Source organism: Mycobacterium sp. 236(2023) (assembly GCF_029623955.1).
Taxonomy (GTDB): domain Bacteria; phylum Actinomycetota; class Actinomycetes; order Mycobacteriales; family Mycobacteriaceae; genus Mycobacterium.
Genome location: NZ_JARSBP010000012.1, coordinates 23,258 through 39,724 on the forward strand (window position 1 = coordinate 23,258; position 16,467 = coordinate 39,724).

General features: G+C 67.2%; 12 protein-coding genes. 7 read left to right on the forward strand and 5 right to left on the reverse strand.

Annotated features, from left to right (window positions below):
• Positions 1-2: 2 nt before the first annotated feature.
• From P9A17_RS30890 to P9A17_RS30910, 5 genes are read right to left on the reverse strand one after another with little or no spacing between them, the layout of a single operon-like run.
• Positions 3-1,088 (reverse strand): putative zinc-binding metallopeptidase, encoded by a 1,086-nt coding sequence (locus tag P9A17_RS30890; RefSeq protein ID WP_278042615.1) that lies wholly within the window; start codon positions 1,086-1,088, stop codon positions 3-5.
• Positions 1,081-2,013 (reverse strand): transglutaminase family protein, encoded by a 933-nt coding sequence (locus P9A17_RS30895; protein ID WP_278042616.1) that lies wholly within the window; start codon positions 2,011-2,013, stop codon positions 1,081-1,083. Before P9A17_RS30895 ends, P9A17_RS30890 begins: the two co-directional genes overlap by 8 nt.
• Positions 2,010-4,724, reverse strand: coding sequence for a circularly permuted type 2 ATP-grasp protein (locus P9A17_RS30900; protein ID WP_278042617.1), 2,715 nt, complete (start codon positions 4,722-4,724; stop codon positions 2,010-2,012). Before P9A17_RS30900 ends, P9A17_RS30895 begins: the two co-directional genes overlap by 4 nt.
• Positions 4,724-8,065 (reverse strand): transglutaminase family protein, encoded by a 3,342-nt coding sequence (locus tag P9A17_RS30905; RefSeq protein ID WP_278042618.1) that lies wholly within the window; start codon positions 8,063-8,065, stop codon positions 4,724-4,726. The genes P9A17_RS30900 and P9A17_RS30905 overlap by 1 nt, the downstream gene beginning before the upstream one ends.
• 43 nt (positions 8,066-8,108) lie before the next feature.
• Positions 8,109-9,038 carry a DUF389 domain-containing protein gene (locus tag P9A17_RS30910; RefSeq protein WP_278042619.1) on the reverse strand — a complete coding sequence of 310 codons (930 nt, stop codon included), beginning with the start codon at positions 9,036-9,038 and terminating at the stop codon, positions 8,109-8,111.
• Between the two features lie 170 nt (positions 9,039-9,208).
• Here P9A17_RS30910 and P9A17_RS30915 point away from each other — a divergent pair, with 170 nt between their 5' ends.
• From P9A17_RS30915 to P9A17_RS30945, 7 genes are all read left to right on the forward strand, one after another.
• A complete protein-coding gene (locus P9A17_RS30915) occupies positions 9,209-10,015 on the forward strand; it encodes a DeoR/GlpR family DNA-binding transcription regulator (RefSeq protein WP_278042620.1) in 807 nt (268 codons plus the stop codon).
• Positions 10,012-11,511 (forward strand): FGGY-family carbohydrate kinase, encoded by a 1,500-nt coding sequence (locus tag P9A17_RS30920; protein WP_278042621.1) that lies wholly within the window; start codon positions 10,012-10,014, stop codon positions 11,509-11,511. Before P9A17_RS30915 ends, P9A17_RS30920 begins: the two co-directional genes overlap by 4 nt.
• Positions 11,512-11,527: 16 nt before the next feature.
• Positions 11,528-12,850 carry a sugar ABC transporter substrate-binding protein gene (locus P9A17_RS30925; RefSeq protein ID WP_278042622.1) on the forward strand — a complete coding sequence of 441 codons (1,323 nt, stop codon included), beginning with the start codon at positions 11,528-11,530 and terminating at the stop codon, positions 12,848-12,850.
• 63 nt (positions 12,851-12,913) lie between these two features.
• Positions 12,914-13,774 (forward strand): sugar ABC transporter permease, encoded by an 861-nt coding sequence (locus P9A17_RS30930; protein WP_278042687.1) that lies wholly within the window; start codon positions 12,914-12,916, stop codon positions 13,772-13,774.
• Complete coding sequence (locus tag P9A17_RS30935) at positions 13,771-14,586, forward strand: carbohydrate ABC transporter permease (protein WP_278042623.1); 816 nt, start codon at positions 13,771-13,773, stop codon at positions 14,584-14,586. Before P9A17_RS30930 ends, P9A17_RS30935 begins: the two co-directional genes overlap by 4 nt.
• A 9-nt stretch (positions 14,587-14,595) precedes the next feature.
• A complete protein-coding gene (gene ugpC / locus P9A17_RS30940; protein ID WP_278042624.1) occupies positions 14,596-15,657 on the forward strand; it encodes a sn-glycerol-3-phosphate ABC transporter ATP-binding protein UgpC in 1,062 nt (353 codons plus the stop codon).
• Between the two features lie 28 nt (positions 15,658-15,685).
• Positions 15,686-16,456, forward strand: coding sequence for an SDR family NAD(P)-dependent oxidoreductase (locus P9A17_RS30945; protein WP_278042625.1), 771 nt, complete (start codon positions 15,686-15,688; stop codon positions 16,454-16,456).
• Positions 16,457-16,467: the final 11 nt, after the last annotated feature.

Here is a 16,467-nt window from a genome sequence, read left to right on the forward strand (position 1 = left end):
GGCTAATCGAGCTGCTGGCCCTGGTCCTCGACCGGTGCGCCGACTTCGGCGAGTTTGACCGGGTTGGAGGTGATCTCGTCGATCATGGTGTGGATGAACCTCATCTTCTCCAGCACGGGCGGCGGGAGGACGAACGGGTAGACGTCCTCTTTGCCCATCGACCGGTTCACCTGGTTGAGCGCCCAGGACAACGGCAGCCAGAGGTCGATGAGCGTGTCGAACCCGCTGGGGCCCAACGCTCGTCGCTCATATGTGGCGGTGGCGGGCGCGAAACTGAAGGCGGCCGCAGTGTCCAGGGTGTCGCGGATGTGCAGGTAGTGGGCGAAGGTCTCGGCCCAGTCCTCTGCGGGATGCATGGTCGCGTAGGACGACACATAGTCCTGCTCCCACCCGGGAGGCGCGCCCTCGCTGTAGTGCCGGTCCAGAGCGGCCTGGTAGTCGGCTTCTGGATCCCCGAACAACTCGTGGTAGCGCTGCAGATAGGCTTCCGACGTCCCGACCAGCCGGTACTGGTAGTAGTGCCCGATTTCGTGGCGGAAATGCCCGAGCAGCGTGCGGTACGGCTCATCCATCGAGATGCGCAGCTGCTCGCGGTGGACGTCGTCGCCTTCGGCGAGATCGAGTGTGATGACCCCGTTTTCGTGGCCGGTGAACACCTTCTCGAACTGACTCGACAACAGGTCGAAGGCCAGCCCGTACTGCGGGTCGAGATCGCGTCCGACGATCGGGAGCTTCAGCTCGTGCAACTCCGCGATGAGCCTCCGTTTGGCCTTCTCGGCGGAGGCGAACGCCGCCAGCGCGATGAGGTCGGCGTCGTTGGGCCGGGTGCGGGTCAGTGCGCACGACACACACAGTTTCGCGATCGGACCCTTCTCGACAAGCCAATTGCATTCGGCGAGATGAAGATTCGCGCACAGCTGGTATTCGCTCTCGTCGACCGCGCCCGCGTGTTCGCTCTCCTCCGGCGGGGCGATGACCAGCAGCGCCATGTCGTCGAGCGAGAATCCCAGTGCGCTCTTGCAGTTCAGGCACACCGAGTTCTCGAACGACAACCGCTGACCACAATTGGGGCAGGTGAAATCACGCATGGAGAACTCCTCCGTGGTACGGCGCGACGTCGACGGACACGTCGATGACGCTGCTCTCCGAATCGGTGTAGATGATGCCGCGCAGCGGCGGGACGTCGGCATAATCACGGCCGAAGCCCACGGTGACATAGCGTTCGTCGACCATCTGGTTGTTGGTCGGATCCAGGCCCAGCCATTGATTCTGCGGTGTCCACACCGACGCCCATGCGTGCGTCGCGTCAACTCCCACCATGCGTTCCTTTCCAGGGGGTGGATCCGTCGCCAGGTATCCCGAGACATAGCTGGCGGCCAGACCATTGGCGCGCAGGCAGGCGATCGCCAACCGCGCGAAGTCCTGACATACCCCTTCGCGGGCCGCCAAAACCTCACTCACCTGTGTGGACACCGTGGTGGAACCTGACTTGTAGGTGAAGTCGGTGTAGATCCGCGCAGTGAGGTCCCGCAGGACCTCGATCAGCGGTCTGGCCGCTGCGAAACTCGGTGCGGCATAGGCACGGACCTCGTCGGTGATCTCCGGCGGCAGGAGGTCCAATGTGAACTCGGTGGCGAGTGCGCCGTCCGCGCCGACCGGCCGGGCGATCTCCCACGGCGCGCGGGCGGACGGGCCGTCGTAGAGATCCCACGAGGGCGGATCGACCTCGACCACCGAGCGGCTGGTGACCGTCAGCGCCTCGTGGCGCTCGGTGACATGAAAGTACGAGCTGATGTTGCCGTAACCGTCACGGCTGGTGGAACTGTCGGCAGCCTCCGGATCGAGGACCAGTTCGTGAAACAGGCAGCGCTGTCTGGCCGAGTCGCGCGGGGTCAGAAAGCCGCGGCCGTACGAGCTGGTGACGACGTCGGAGTACCGGTACATCGTGCGATGGGTGATCTCGTAGCACCGGCTGGACCCGGACGCGGTCGGCCCGTCCGGAAATGCCGTCACGGGACCACCCGGCGCTCGTCGGGACCCCACAGCGGCTGCATGTCGCCGGGCAGTGACAGGTGAATCGCGGTGATCACCGACGACAGCTCACGCAGGTCGCGGTGGATCCCACGCAGCAGCCCTTCCAGCTCTTCGCGATTACCCTCCGCGGTGCTCGCTTCGAGCTCGTCGGGTTCGATGCGGCGCAGGCGTGCCGCGATCTCGTCGACCATCCGCTCCGGACGCGAGGAACCCGACGAACCTGGTAGCGATCTCAGGTGGGTGCGGAGCTTCTCGAGCTGGTAGACCAGCGAGCGGGGGTTGCCCACGTCGAAGAGCACCAGCTCGGCCACGCCGGCCACACTAATCTTGCCCGGGTTTCGCCTGCGGTAGATGACCAGCGATTCGCACGCCACGAGCGTCGACTCGGTGACCGTCTGCTCGGCGCCCGGCGTGCGCACCGTCGTCAGCGTCGCGCGCAGCAGGGCCGTCAGCGCGAGACCGCGCTCGATCCGCTTACCGATGTCGAGCAGCGTCCAGCCCACATCGTGGACCATCGACTCGGCGACGACGCCGGACAGCGCGAGCATTCCTGCCAGCGTCTGCGTGTTCGTCGCCGCCAGGAAGGCGTCGCCTTCGGCCTGCGAATCAGGCGGGGAATCCGCGCCATAGAGCAGCGCGCGCTCCAGTGCGGACAACACCATCCAGGTGTCATTGGACATCTGGTCGCGCACAGCCCGGGCGGCCAGGCTGAGCCGTTCGACCGACTGGGCCAGCGACCCGGCGCGATGCCGGTCGGCGGTCAAGGACCACAGGGTGGTCGGCGCGGTGGCAACCATCTCGGCGTAGTCGCCGCTGGCGCCGGTGTCGGTCCCGGTGATGTCCCCGAGCGCGGTGAGCAGCACCGGCACACACTCGCTGCCGTCCATCGTTCGGCGGTAGCGATATTCGTGGTAACGCTCGCGCGTCACGGTCAGCACTCGCGCCATGTGTTCGGCGCGTTCGGCATACCGCCCGATCCAGAACAGGTCGGACAGCACGCGCGGCGAGCTGACCTCCTGGGTCGGGCTCGAGGTCGCGAGTGCGGGCAGCCGCCCGACGTCGGGCGCGGTGAGCTCGACCGAGATCTTCTCGGCCGTGACCCGGGTCGGCGTACGGACCCAAATATCCTTGGCGGCAACAGTTTTGAGATGGTAGGCGGCGGTCCCCGGGGCCAGCAGGTAGCCCAACCCACCGATCATCGGCGCGTACCCACTGCGCTGGGACACCGTGAACAACCGCATGCCGACGTTCGACGAGGACAACCCGCCCGGAAGGTAATCCGAAGGCGCCGAAGAGAATTGAGGTAGTTCCTGACCCACCCACTGCCACGGCGTGGCCGTTATGCGTGCCGCGAGCGCCTCCCGTTGTGCCAGCGACAGCTCAGGGCCGACGATCGGCTCCTCCCCTGTCACCGGCCTGATGAGCAGCTCCGACAGGTTGGCCAGCAGATGTGACCGCTCCACGTCGATGCCCGCCCAGTACAGCGGCGCGGTCTGCAGCAACGGTTTCTCGCCGAGCAATTCTTGGGCCAGTTCGGGCAGGAAGCGAAGCAGCCCAGCGCTTTCCAGCACGCCGCTGCCCAGAGTGTTGACCACCGTCACCGCGCCGCGGCGCAGCACCTCCACCAGGCCTACGACACCGAGTCGCGAATCCGGCCGCAGATCGAGTGGGTCGGCATACTCGGCGTCGACGCGGCGCAACACCACATCGACACGCTTGAGGGTGCCCATCGAGCGCATCCACAACTTGCCGTCGCGCACCACCAGGTCGGCGCTCTCCACCAGCGGCAGGCCGAGCACGCTGGCCAGATACGCCTGGTCGAACGCGGTCTCCGAGTGGATGCCGGGGCTCAGCACGACGACGACCGGTTCCTCGGCGGACTCCGGAGCGGCATCCACGAGCGCCAGGCGCAGCGCCTGCGCCCACGGCGACGCGGGACGCGGGCCGATCTGCTCGTACAGGTCGGGGATCGCGTGCGCGACGACGCGGCGGTCGGCCAGCGCGTACCCGGCACCCGACGGCGCCTGCGTCCAGTCCGCGTTGACGAGGAACTCCCCGGACGTGTCTCTGCTGATGTCGCACCCGTGCAGGAACAGCTGGTGGCGGCCCGGCACCTCGATACCGCGGGCGGCGCGGACGTATCCGGGGTGGGCGAACAGCAGTTGAGGCGGCAGCATCCCGCTGGTGATCGAGCGCCGCGCTCCGTACAGGTCGGTGAGGACCGCGTCGAGCAGTCGTGATCGTTGCACCAGGCCGGCTTCGAGGGTGTCCCAGTCCGCCGCCGAGACGACCAGGGGCAGCGCGTCGAGCTGCCACGGCCCCGGCACCGCGGTGCCGTCGCCGTTGGTGATTGCATCACCACGGGGCAATCTGCCCGGCTCGCCGGGGTTGTCCACCTGGACGTAGGTGATGCCGTCGTTGTCGACCAGACCGCGCACCACGGCGCGCAACCGGTCCAGCCCGTCGCGGCCACGCTCGCGCACGCAGTCGGCAAGCTCCTGCCAGGCGGGCCTGACATGCCCTGCCGCGTCGACGAATTCGTCATATCCGGTCGTCGGCCCACTGAACAGCGGTTGCACGTCGAACAGCGCCTGCTGCGCCCGCAGGGTGCCATACGGATCCAGCGGGTTGTCGAAGTCGGTCGCCCCGACCCCCATACGGGGCGTCGGAGGCGTTGCGGGGACGGCCATTACTGCAGAACGGTACGCACTCGCCGCAGATCCAAGATGCCCGGCGCGCCCACATCAGTCGATTGACGCGCCTGTTTCTCCCGCAAGCCTGCGAGGTCCACCTTGCCCGGCGTGAAGCCGCTCGCTTCGAAGCGTCGGCCGCGGCGCGACTCGGCCTCGACGGCGTTGACCGGCGGGCTGTCGTAGGCGCGTCCGCCCGGGTGGGCGACGTGGTAGGTGCATCCGCCGCGGGACACCCCGGTGGCCGCGTCGATCAACTCGAAGCGCAGCGGACCGTCGACGGTGATGGTCGGGTGCAGGGCGCTGGGCGGCTGCCAGGCCCGGTACCGCACTCCGCCGACCTGGACGTCGGGGTTGTCGGTGGCCAGCATCGGTATCGGGTGACCGTTGACAGCGACGATGTAGCGCGCCCGGTCCGCACCGATCAGCCGTACTTGCAGCCGCTCCACCGACGAGTCGACGTAGCGTGCGGTGCCACCGGCGGTGGCCTCCTCCCCCAACACGTTCCACGGTTCGATCGCGCTGCGCAGCTCGATCTCCACCCCACCGAACACGGCCGTCCCGATCCGCGGGAAGCGGAACTCGGTGAACGGATCCAGCCAGCTGGTGTCGAAGTCGACGCCGTGCGCGCGCAGATCCGCAGCCACTTCGGCGATGTCGTGAATGATGAAGTGCGGCAACAGGTAGCGGCCGTGCAGGTTCGCGCCGTGCCGGATCAGCGGAGCGCGCAGTGGCTCATCCCAGAACCACGCCACCAGTGACCGCACCAACAATGACTGCACCATGGCCATCTGGTGGTGCGGTGGCATCTCGAAGCCACGGAGCTCCAGGAGGCCGAGCCGGCCCCGCGCGCTGTCGGGGCTGTAGAGCTTATCGATGCAGAACTCGGCGCGGTGGGTGTTGCCGGTGATATCGGTCAGCAGATGACGCAGCGCCCGGTCGGTGTGCCAGGGCTTCGCTCCGCCGGGCGCCTTGGCCAACCGCGCGATCTCGGCGAAGGCGATCTCGAGTTCGTAGATCGATTCGGGCCGTCCTTCATCGACGCGCGGCGCCTGCGATGTCGTGCCGATGAAGCGTCCCGAGAACAGATAGGACAGCGACGGGTGCCGCTGCCAGTACGTCAGCAGCGAGACCAGCAGGTCGGGCCGCCGAAGCATCGGCGAGTCGGCGGGGGTGATGCCGCCAAGGGTGATGTGGTTACCGCCGCCCGTGCCGCCGTGGGAGCCGTCGACATCGAATTGCTCTGTCGACAGTCGCGCCAAACGTGCCTGCGCATAGAGGGTTTCGAGTTGCGCGGACTGTTCGGCGAAGCTCTTGGTGGGCGCCACGTTGACCTCGATGACGCCGGGATCCGGGGTGACCGTCATCGTCTCGAGGCGGGCGTCGTTGGGTGGGCCGTACCCCTCGATGACCACCGGGCAGGCGATCGACGCGGCAGCCGCTTCGATGCGCTCGATCAGGTCGACGAAGTGCTCCAGTTCGTCGATGGGCGGCAGGAACACGTACAGCAGTCCCTCGCGGATCTCACTGACAAGGGCCGTCGTCGGCACCCACTCGGCGTCCTCGTCGTCGTGCGGATCGGACGCGGGAGCTGCCACCGCCGGACCTTTGGCTCCGGGACGCAGCGCGGGGCGCCGCTGGATCGGGTCGGCATCGAAGGACGGCCGGGGCGGATGCCAGCTGATCGAGTTCAGCGGCAGTCGCAGTCCCGCGGGCGAATCGCCCTCGAGCAGGACGATGCGACCCCTGCGGAATGTCCAATTCGCACTGGCCCAGCCGTCCTCACCGTCCGCGCGGTGCAGCGGCAGGACGAATGCGGCGGGGTCGTCGACGGGCGTATCGAGCCGCGCCAGCAGCTGGGCGCGAGCATCGACGCTGTCGTTCTCCAGGTCGTCTTCGGCGGCAACGGGATCGCCCTGCGGTTGCCGCACGGCACCGGCGAGGCGGGCGAGCGCATCCTCGTAGGCCGGGCGGACCTGACTGTCGGGGAACCCGAGGCCCTCGGCGACGGCCGCGAGCAGTTCGCGCCCCGCGTCCGGCGAGATGGCCCTGTGCTCGCGGTCTTCGTCCCACGGGTCGGCGAGCAGAGTTCCGTCGGTCCACAGCGGTTCGCCGTCGGCGCGCCAGAACAGCCCGATCTGCCAGCGCGGCAACGGTTCTCCCGGATACCACTTGCCCTGGCTGCGCTGCACGAGCCCCTGGGGCGCCCACACCTTCTTCAGCAGCGCGGCGAGTGCCGAGGCTCTTTCGCGCTTGTGCGGTCCGTCGGCGTCCGTCGTCCATTCCGGGTCGACCTGGTTGTCGATCGAGACGAACGTGGGTTCCCCACCGACGGTCAGACGCACGTCGCCCGCGGCGAGCCGCTCGTCCACCCGCTTACCGAGCGCGGTGATGGCCGCCCACGACGCCTCGGTGTACGGCAGGGTGACCCGCGGGTCTTCGTGCACGCGGGTGACGACATTGCTGAACTCCAGCGTCGTCTCGCTCTTGTCCGTTGCGCCGGTGATGGGTGCCGCCGACTCGGGATGCGGGGTCGCCGACAGCGGGATGTGCCCCTCGCCGGCGAACAGCCCGGAGGTGGGATCGAGGCCGATCCAGCCGGCGCCGGGGACGTACACCTCGGTCCAGGCGTGCAGGTCGGTGAAGTCGGCGGCGGGCCCCGACGGCCCGTCGAGGGCTTCGACATCGGATGTCAGCTGCACGAGGTAGCCGGAGACGAAGCGCGCGGCCAGACCCATCTGGCGCAGAATCGACACCAGCAGCCAGGCGCTGTCGCGGCACGATCCGATCCCGGTGCGCAAGGTGAAGTCGGGCGTCTGCACGCCCGGTTCCATCCGCAGCGAGTAGCCGACGTCGGCGTTGACGGCGCGGTTGAGCGCGACGAGGAAGTCGATGGTGCGGGTGCCCGCGGCGATGGAGAAATTCGTCACCCAGGCTTGCGCCAGGTCGCCGGGGCCGGACCCTTCGCCATCCTCGTCCACGGGCCGCAGGTAGGGCTTCAGGTCCTCCAGCAAGCTCTTCGGATACTCGAAGGGGAACGTCTCCGCGTACTCCTCGATGAAGAAGTCGAACGGGTTGATGACCTTGAGGTCGGCGATCAGGCCGACGGTGATGGTCAGGCTGCGGGTGCGGGTCGGGAACACCAGCCGTGCCAGAAAGTTTCCGAAGGCGTCCTGCTGCCAGTTGACGAAATGATCGGCCGGTTCGACCTGCAACGAGTACGCCTCGATGGGCGTGCGCGAGTGCGGGGCCGGCCGCAGTCGGACGACATGCGGATGGACCTCGACGAGACGGTCGAACGTGTAACTGGTGCGGTGCTCCAGGGCCACCTTGATACCCATAGCGGTAAATCCCACCACACCGGACAGTGCGACGCAGATCGCGTCAGGTCTGCGCTCTGCGCGGGATGAGATTGCCGCGGGGACGTAACACCAACACCAGCACGCCCGCGAGCACGATGCCTGCGAGATTGACGACCAGTTGAAGCGCCGATTTTGCCGCGACGTCCCATGCGCCGACTGTCGCGGCGACGACGGCGAATCCGGCTGCCGTGACCGTGTAGACGGAGATGAAGACGCCGACCAGCCCCGCCGACCTGGCCGAGACTAGGGAGAGCATGCCTGCCGCTCCGGCGAGCAGCGCCACGACAAACGACAGAGGGCCGACTTCGAAGATGAAGTCGACTTCTTCGACGTGGGCGACGCTGTCCAGCGTGATCCAGCCAAAGCTCTCCGCCACCCAGGCGGCCAACGCGGTGATGCCCATCGCGATCGGGAAGCCGACGACCAACGCCGTGGCGGCCCGACGGGCGAGGACCATGCGTCTCTGGACGAGGGCGACCGACAGCGCGGCTAGCGGGCCGAACTCGGGTCCCAGCACCATCGCCCCGACGATGGTGACGGTCGAATCGGTCACCACGCCGATGGCGGTGAGCAAACACGCCAGGGTCAGGAACAGAACGAAGGTGACCGACAGCGTGGCTTCCTCGCGAGTGCGACCGATGAGTTCGTCCCACACCACCGCGTCGGCCGGATCGCCGGCCGCCGCATCCTCGGCCCGGTGCGCTCGTGTCGACAAGATGGTGTCGAGCACTTCGAGGGTGATCGCGCCGCGGTGCTGAACGTCGAGGGCTTTGAGCGCCTTGATGACGCCGTTGGCGCATTCCCTGGCGATGTCGGCGGTGATCTCGTCGCCTGCCGGTTCCAGCGCCGCGTCGGGGTGCAGCGCGATGTTGGCGACACCTACCTCGTCGCGGAGCACGGCAAGCACATCTTCACGCAGGTCGTTGGGAGTGATCACCCGCAAATGCAGCACCGGCGCACGGTAACCGCCTGGTGCACCGGAAATGAACCGATGGCGGCTAAATGTGGGCACTCCACAACTTCGTGTTATAGATTCACATGACTGACGCCGATGCGGCGCCAAAACCCGCCAAAGCTGGCGGATATCTGTGAATTTTCAACAGGTGAGGGTCTGGTGGCTTGGTGGCCGTTGACGTGAAAACCCGTAGGGACCGGATCGAAGCGCGCGTTCGGTCCGCCCGGGAGATCAATTTCGCGGACCTGGCTACGGAGTTCGACGTGTCCGAGATGACGATCCGGCGTGACGTCGAAGCACTCGAAACGCTCGGCGTGCTCCGGAGGGTGGTGGGCGGCGCAATCGCCGTGCAGGGCAAGGACACCGAGCCGTCGTTCGCGACCCGGATGGCCGACGCCGCCCAGGAGAAGATCCACATCGCCGACGTCGTCGCCGACCTGATCGGCCGGAACGAGACGCTGATCCTCGACTCCGGGAGCACCGCCCTGGCCGTTGCCAACTCTCTGAAGGGGCGCGGTCTGGGCCTGACGGTCGTGACGCCGAGCGTCCTCGCTGCGCTGGCGCTGGTGGACGAACCCGACACCACCGTCGTGCTCACCGGAGGCGAGTTGCGGTCCGGCGAGCTGAGCCTCATCGGGCCCAGCGCCGAGGACACTCTCGCCAACTACAACTGCGACACCTACGTCATGGGTGTGGCGGGCATCGACAGTGAACGTGGGATCTCCGACTATCACCAGGCCGAAAGCCGGGTCAAGCGCGCGGCCAGCCGTCGCGCAGACCGGGTCATCGTCGCCGCCGACAAGAGCAAGCTCGGCAGGGTCACGTTCGTCAGCATCTCCGCGCTGTCGCAGATCCAGACGATCGTCAGCGACGGCGAACCCGACCATCCCGCGCTGGTGGCTGCCCGCGGCATGGGAGTCGAGGTCATCTGCGTTGCCGGACAGAATGATTCGGCCGAGGTGAGCGCACTGTGACTTCTCACACGAGCGGGAGCTTCTACACCGTCGGCATCGACATCGGCACCACGGGCACCAAGACGGTGCTGCTCGACACCGCGGGCGGGATCGTCGCGACCGCGTCACGGGAAACCACGTTGCACTCCCCCGCCCCCGGCTTCGCCGAGGCCGACACAGCGCAGTGGTACCGCAACGTCGTCGAGTCCATCCGGGAAGTGTTGTCGCACAGCGCAGTCGCACCCGAGCAGATCGGCGCCGTCGCCACCTCGGGCATGGTGCCCGCCGTCATCCCGGTCGACGACACCGGAAACCCGCTGCGGCGCGCCATCCTTCAGAATGACGCCAGGGCGCACCGCGAGGTCGCCGATCTCGCGGCGAAATTGTCGGAAACCGATCTGGTGACGCTGACCGGATCCGCGATGACCCAGCAGTCCGTCGCGCCGACCATGGTGTGGCTACGCGACCACGAACCCGACGTGTACAGGCGCACCGCCCATTGGGTCGGTTCTTACGACTGGGTGCTGTCGGCGCTCGGCGCCCCGGTACACGTGGAGCAGAACTGGGCATTGGAGTCAGGCCTGTTCACCGTCGACGGCGACGTCGCCGAGGCCGTGCTGGTCGCCGCGGAACTCGACCCGAGGGCACTGGCGCCCGTCCATCGTCCGGGTACTCACCTCGGCGAGCTCAGCGCGGCCGCCGCTGAGGCCACCGGCTTGCGGGCCGGCACCGCGCTCGTCGTCGGCGGTGCCGACCACGTGCTGTCCGCCTACGCCGCGGGAGTCAACAATCCCGGCGATGCCCTCGTCAAACTCGGTGGGGCGGGCGACATCCTGGTCGCCAGCGACACCCCGGTCACCGACGCCCGGTTGTACCTGGACGCCCATCCGGTGCCCGGACACTGGCTGCCGAACGGATGCATGGCCACCAGCGGCAGTCTGATCCGCTGGTTCCAGGCCCTCGTCGGGGGCGCTGATCTGACGGCGCTCGACGACGAGGCAGCCTCGCGGCCTCCTGCCGAGATCTTCTGTCTGCCGTACTTTCTCGGCGAGAAGAGCCCGATCCACGATCCGGATCTGCGTGGGGTCTTCGCGGGAATGCATCTCGGACACACCCGTGCCGACATGTACCGCTCCGTGCTTGAGGCCATCGCGTTCGGGTTCCGGCACCACGTCGATGTCTTCGGACAGATCGGCATCCCGTTCGAGCGCGTCATGATCACCAACGGCGGCTCGAAATCGACTCTGTGGAAGCAGATCCACGCCGATGTCCTCGGTACCGAGATGCATCCGGTCAGCGGCCATCCGGGGGCATCCCTCGGCGCCGCAGTGATCGCCGCCATCGGCATCGGGGCGCTCGACGACTGGTCCGACGCCGCCCGTTTCGTCACCCTCGACGAGCCCTTCACCCCGGATCCCGACCGTGTCGACGCCTATGACCTCGCCTATGCGACATGGCGCGAACTCGGCATCGCCATGACCCCGATCTCCCACACCATCGCCCGCACCACCCGATGAAAGGAACACTCGCCCCATGAGATTCGCCAAAAACCCCACATCAGCGCGGCGAGGACGCGTCCGCGCCGCGCTTGTCGCCGCCGTCGCCGTCCCCGCCCTCCTGTTGTCCGCATGTGCCGGCTCCGGCGGTCCCGAGCAGGCCGAGGCCACCGGAACCGGTGAGGTGTCCGCCGACGTGTCGGGCACCGTGCGGATCCTGATGGAGAACGTGCCGGACACCGACATCGTCAAGTCGATGGTCGCCGACTTCAACAAGGAGTACCCCGGCGTCCAGATCGACATCGAATCGCTGACCTTCGATCAGATGCGTGACAAGCTGGTGTCGTCATTCCAGTCGTCCTCACCCACCTACGACCTGATCGTCGCCGACAACCCGTGGATGGTGGACTTCGCCAACGCCAAGTTCCTCCAGCCCCTCGACGCGCGCATCGACAGCACGCCGGACTACGACGCCGCCGACTTCTTCAAGCCGCTGACCGACATCACCACTGTCGATGGCGCCCGCTACGGTGTGCCGTTCTACAACTACGCGCTCGGATACCTCTACAACACCGACGATCTCGCAGCGGCCAACCAGCAGGTGCCCACCACACTCGACGAGTTGGTCGCCACCAGCAAGGCGCTCAAGTCCGGCGACCGGGCCGGCATCGCGATGCAGCCACAGCGCGGCTACAAGATCTTCGAGGAGTGGGGCAACTGGCTTTTCGCGGCCGGCGGTTCGATCTATGACGCCGACGGCAACATCACGCTGAACACGCCTGAGGCCAAGCGCGCACTCGAGGCCTACATCGACACCTACAACACCGCCGCACCCGCCAACAGCCTGAACTGGAGCATGGACGAGGCTCAGCGGTCGGTGTCGGCGAACCAGGCCGCGTCGATGATCAACTACAACTGGCAGCTGCCGGCGCTCAACGAGCCGGGTTCGGGCCCCGCAGCAGGCAAGATCAAGCTCGCGACCATCCCCGGCGGCAAGCAGGTACTGGGCTCGTGGAGCTGGGCTATCCCGAGCAACTCCGCCACGCCGGATGCCGCGTGGGCGTTCGTCTCGTGGATCACCGCCAAGCCCAATGATGTTGTGCGTACCGAGAAGGGCGGCGCCGCGATCCGGCAGAGCACGCTGCAGGATCCGGCTGTCCTGCAGGGCCAGTTCGGCGAGGAGTACTACAAGACCGTCGAGCAGCTACTCGACAACGCCGCGCCACTGAGCCAGGGCCCCAGCGGCGAAGAGATGATCCAGGCCGTCGGCACCGAGCTCAACGAAGCCGTCGCCGGCACCAAGAGCGTCGACGACGCACTCGCTGCCGCTCAGGCCGAAGCGGAGAAGATCCAGGGCTAGCCGCCCCCCGATCCGGAAACCGACCACCCCACGAAAGGAGCGAGACCAACTATGAAATCCGGCATGCGATTTCAGCACGGTATGGTCGCCCCCCTCGTCGCCCTTTTCGTCGGGGTGGTCGGTTTCCCACTGGGATATGCGGCGTACCTGAGCGTCACCGACTACAAGCTCACCGATCGCGGAACCCCGGCGATAGTCGGTGCTGACAATTTCGTCGCCACGTTCGAAGACGGGGCGTTCTGGAACGCCTTCGGCACGACGGCGCTCTACGTCGCCATCGCCGTCGGCCTCGAGCTCGCCGTCGGCCTGGCGATCGCACTGGCTCTCCAAAAGCAGAAGTGGGCGAAGGATCTCACCCGTTCGATGCTGCTGGCCCCGATGTTCATCACGCCCATCGCCGTCGGGCTGACGTTCCGGTTTCTGCTCAACGACCAACTCGGCGCGATCCCGGCGATGCTGGACACGATCGGCATCTCCTACGACTTCTTCGGACCGGGCAAGGCGCTGTTCACGCTGGCTCTGATCGACGTGTGGCAGTGGACGCCGTTCATGGTCCTACTGCTGCTCGCCGGCCTGGAGTCGATCCCGAAGGAACCGCTGGACGCCGCACGCGTCGACGGCGCAGGCGGACTGTATGTCCTACGGCGCGTGACGCTGCCGCTGCTGGCGCCGGTGCTTGTCGTCGCGATCCTGCTGCGGTCACTCGACGCGATGAAAGTCTTCGAGTACGTCTTCGCGACGACCAGGGGTGGACCCGGCACCGAGACAGAGACGTTGCAGTACTTCATCTATCAGACCGGGATCCAGTTCTTCCGGCTCGGATCCGCATCGTCGATGGCGTTCGTCGTACTGGTGCTCGTCCTCGCGGTGATCGTCATCGCGTTTCGCCGGATGGACAAAGCCCGGGCGGAGGGACAGCGATGAACCGGTCCGCTCTCCTCACCGTCCTGCGGTCGGCCCTGCTGTGGGCCGCCGGAATCTCGGTGCTGTTCCCGATCGTGTGGATCGCGCTGGCGAGCGTGAAAACGCCTGAGCAGCTCAACGATCCGTTCCTGCTGTCGTTCACGCCCGACTTCTCCGCATGGCAGAACGTGCTCGCCTCGGGGATTCTCGGCGCCGCAGGCCGCAGCGCGGTGGTGGCGCTCGTGACGGTCGGTATCAGCGTCGTGGTCGGCAGCATGGGCGCGTACGCGATCGCGCGCTACCGGGCCGGTGGCACACTCACACGGTTCGGCATGCTCGCAGCGCAGGTGCTTCCACCGGCGGTGCTGGTGTTTCCGTTCCTGACGATGGCGTACGCGCTGCGCCTGACCGACACGCTGGTCCCGGTGATCTTCGCGCATCTGAGTTTCGTTCTGCCCGTGGTGACCTGGTTCCTGATCGGCTTCTTCGAAGCGGTCCCCCGGTCGCTGGAGGAGCAGGCCCAGGTGGACGGTTTCACGCGGTTCGCCGCGTTCCGCCTCGTGGTGCTGCCCCAGGTACTCCCCGGCATCGGCGCGGCCGCCATCTTCGGGTTCACGCTGTCCTGGAACGACCTGTTCTATGGACTCATCCTTGCCCCGGGCAAAGCCGCGATCCTGCCGGTGGCCATCGCAGGGTTCAACACATTCCGCGGGGTGCAGATCGGCTCAATGAGCGCTGCGATCCTCATCGCGGTCGTCCCGGTCGTCATCGCGAGCTTCTTCATCCAGCGCAAGCTGGTGCAGGGCATCAGCGGTGGCGCGGTGAAGTTCTAGGGAAGGCACATGGCGCAAGTCCGTTTCTCCGGCGTCACCAAGGCGTACGGAACCACCTCTGTCGTCAGCGATCTCGACCTCGAGTTGCCCGACGGCTCGTTCACCGTCCTCGTCGGGCCGTCGGGGTGCGGCAAGTCGACGTCGCTGCGGATGCTGGCCGGTCTGGAGAGCATCACGTCGGGCACCATCACCATCGGCGACCGCGACGTCACCAATATGGAGCCGCGTGAGCGCGACATCGCGATGGTGTTCCAGAACTACGCCCTGTACCCGCACCTGTCGGTGGCGGAGAACATCGCGTTCCCGCTGCGTGCCACCAAGACCCCGCGGCGCGAGGCGCTGGCCAGAGCCGCCGAGATCGGCGAATCCCTGGGATTGGGAAAGCTGTTGGGCCGCAAGCCCAAAGACCTCAGTGGCGGTCAGCAGCAGCGCGTCGCCATCGGCCGCGCCATCATCCGCGAGCCGTCGGTCTTCCTGTTCGACGAACCGCTGAGCAACCTCGACGCCAAGCTGCGGGTCGAGACGCGCACGGAACTGCTGCAGATCCAGCGGCGCCTCGGTATCACGTCGGTGTACGTCACCCACGACCAGGAAGAGGCGATGACGCTGTCGGACCGCATGGTCGTCATGCGCGACGGCCGCATCGCTCAGCAGGGCACCCCGCAGGAGGTGTACGCCTGTCCCGCAGACACATTCGTGGCGGCCTTCGTCGGCAGCCCGAAGATGAACCTCGTCGACGGCACGCTCTCGGGCACCACGTTCACTCACGCGGGCGGCTTCAGCCTGACCGTTGACACCGCTGCCACCGCCGGCCCGGTGACCCTCGGGGTGCGACCGGACGATCTCGTGCCGACGGTCGCGGGCGGCGACGCGGCCGCGCGGGTGGTCCTCATCGAGCATCTCGGCCCCCGCGCGATCGTCACGATCGACGCCCGCGGCACCGAACTGACCAGTGTGGTCGAGACCCCGCGACTGGCCGGGATCAGTGAAGGCGCCCCCGTCGATCTCGCCGCCCGCCCTGGAGCCATCCACCTTTTCGACCCCACCACCGGCCGTCGTGTCGGCGGCTGACACAACGAGATAGGAACGAGAAGTACAAATGACGAGAACTGTCGTGGTGACCGGAGCGGGTTCCGGTATCGGACGGGCGATCGCGAACACACTCGCACAACGCGATTGGCGGGTGGTGGTGACCGATATCGACGCCGGGGCGGCCGCGGAAGTGGCAGCGGCACTGCCGAATCCGGCTGCCGGCCACGAATCTGCGCAGCTGGACGTCACCGCCGTCGTGCCCGCCGCCGACGTGGCTGCCGATGTCGCGGAGCGGTTCGGGTTGGACGCGTGGGTCAGCAACGCAGGAATCTCGTTCATGCACCGTTTTCTCGATGCCCCGATCGAGCGCTACGACCAGACAATGGACGTCAACCTCAAGGGCGTGTTCGTCTGCGGCCAAGCTGCCGCGCGGGAAATGGTCCGGGCCGGGAAACCGGGCGCGATCGTGAACACCGCGTCGATGGCGGGCAAGCAGGGTCGCGTGCCCTATCTGTCGGACTATGTCGCCTCGAAGTTCGGCGTGGTCGGGCTGACCCAGGCCATGGCCTACGAACTCGGCGAGCACAACATCACCGTCAACTGCGTCTGCCCCGGTTTCGTCGAAACGCCGATGCAGTCACGGGAATTGGAGTGGGAAGCCACGCTGCGTGGCGCCACGCCCGACGGGGTGCGGGCGATGATGATCGCCGACACCCCGCTCGGGCGACTGGAGCAGCCCGACGACGTGGCCCGAGCCGTGGCGTTCCTGCTCTCCGACGACGCCCGCTTCATCACCGGTGAGGCCCTTGCCGTCAACGGCGGCGCCTACATGGACTGACCACGCCCGCA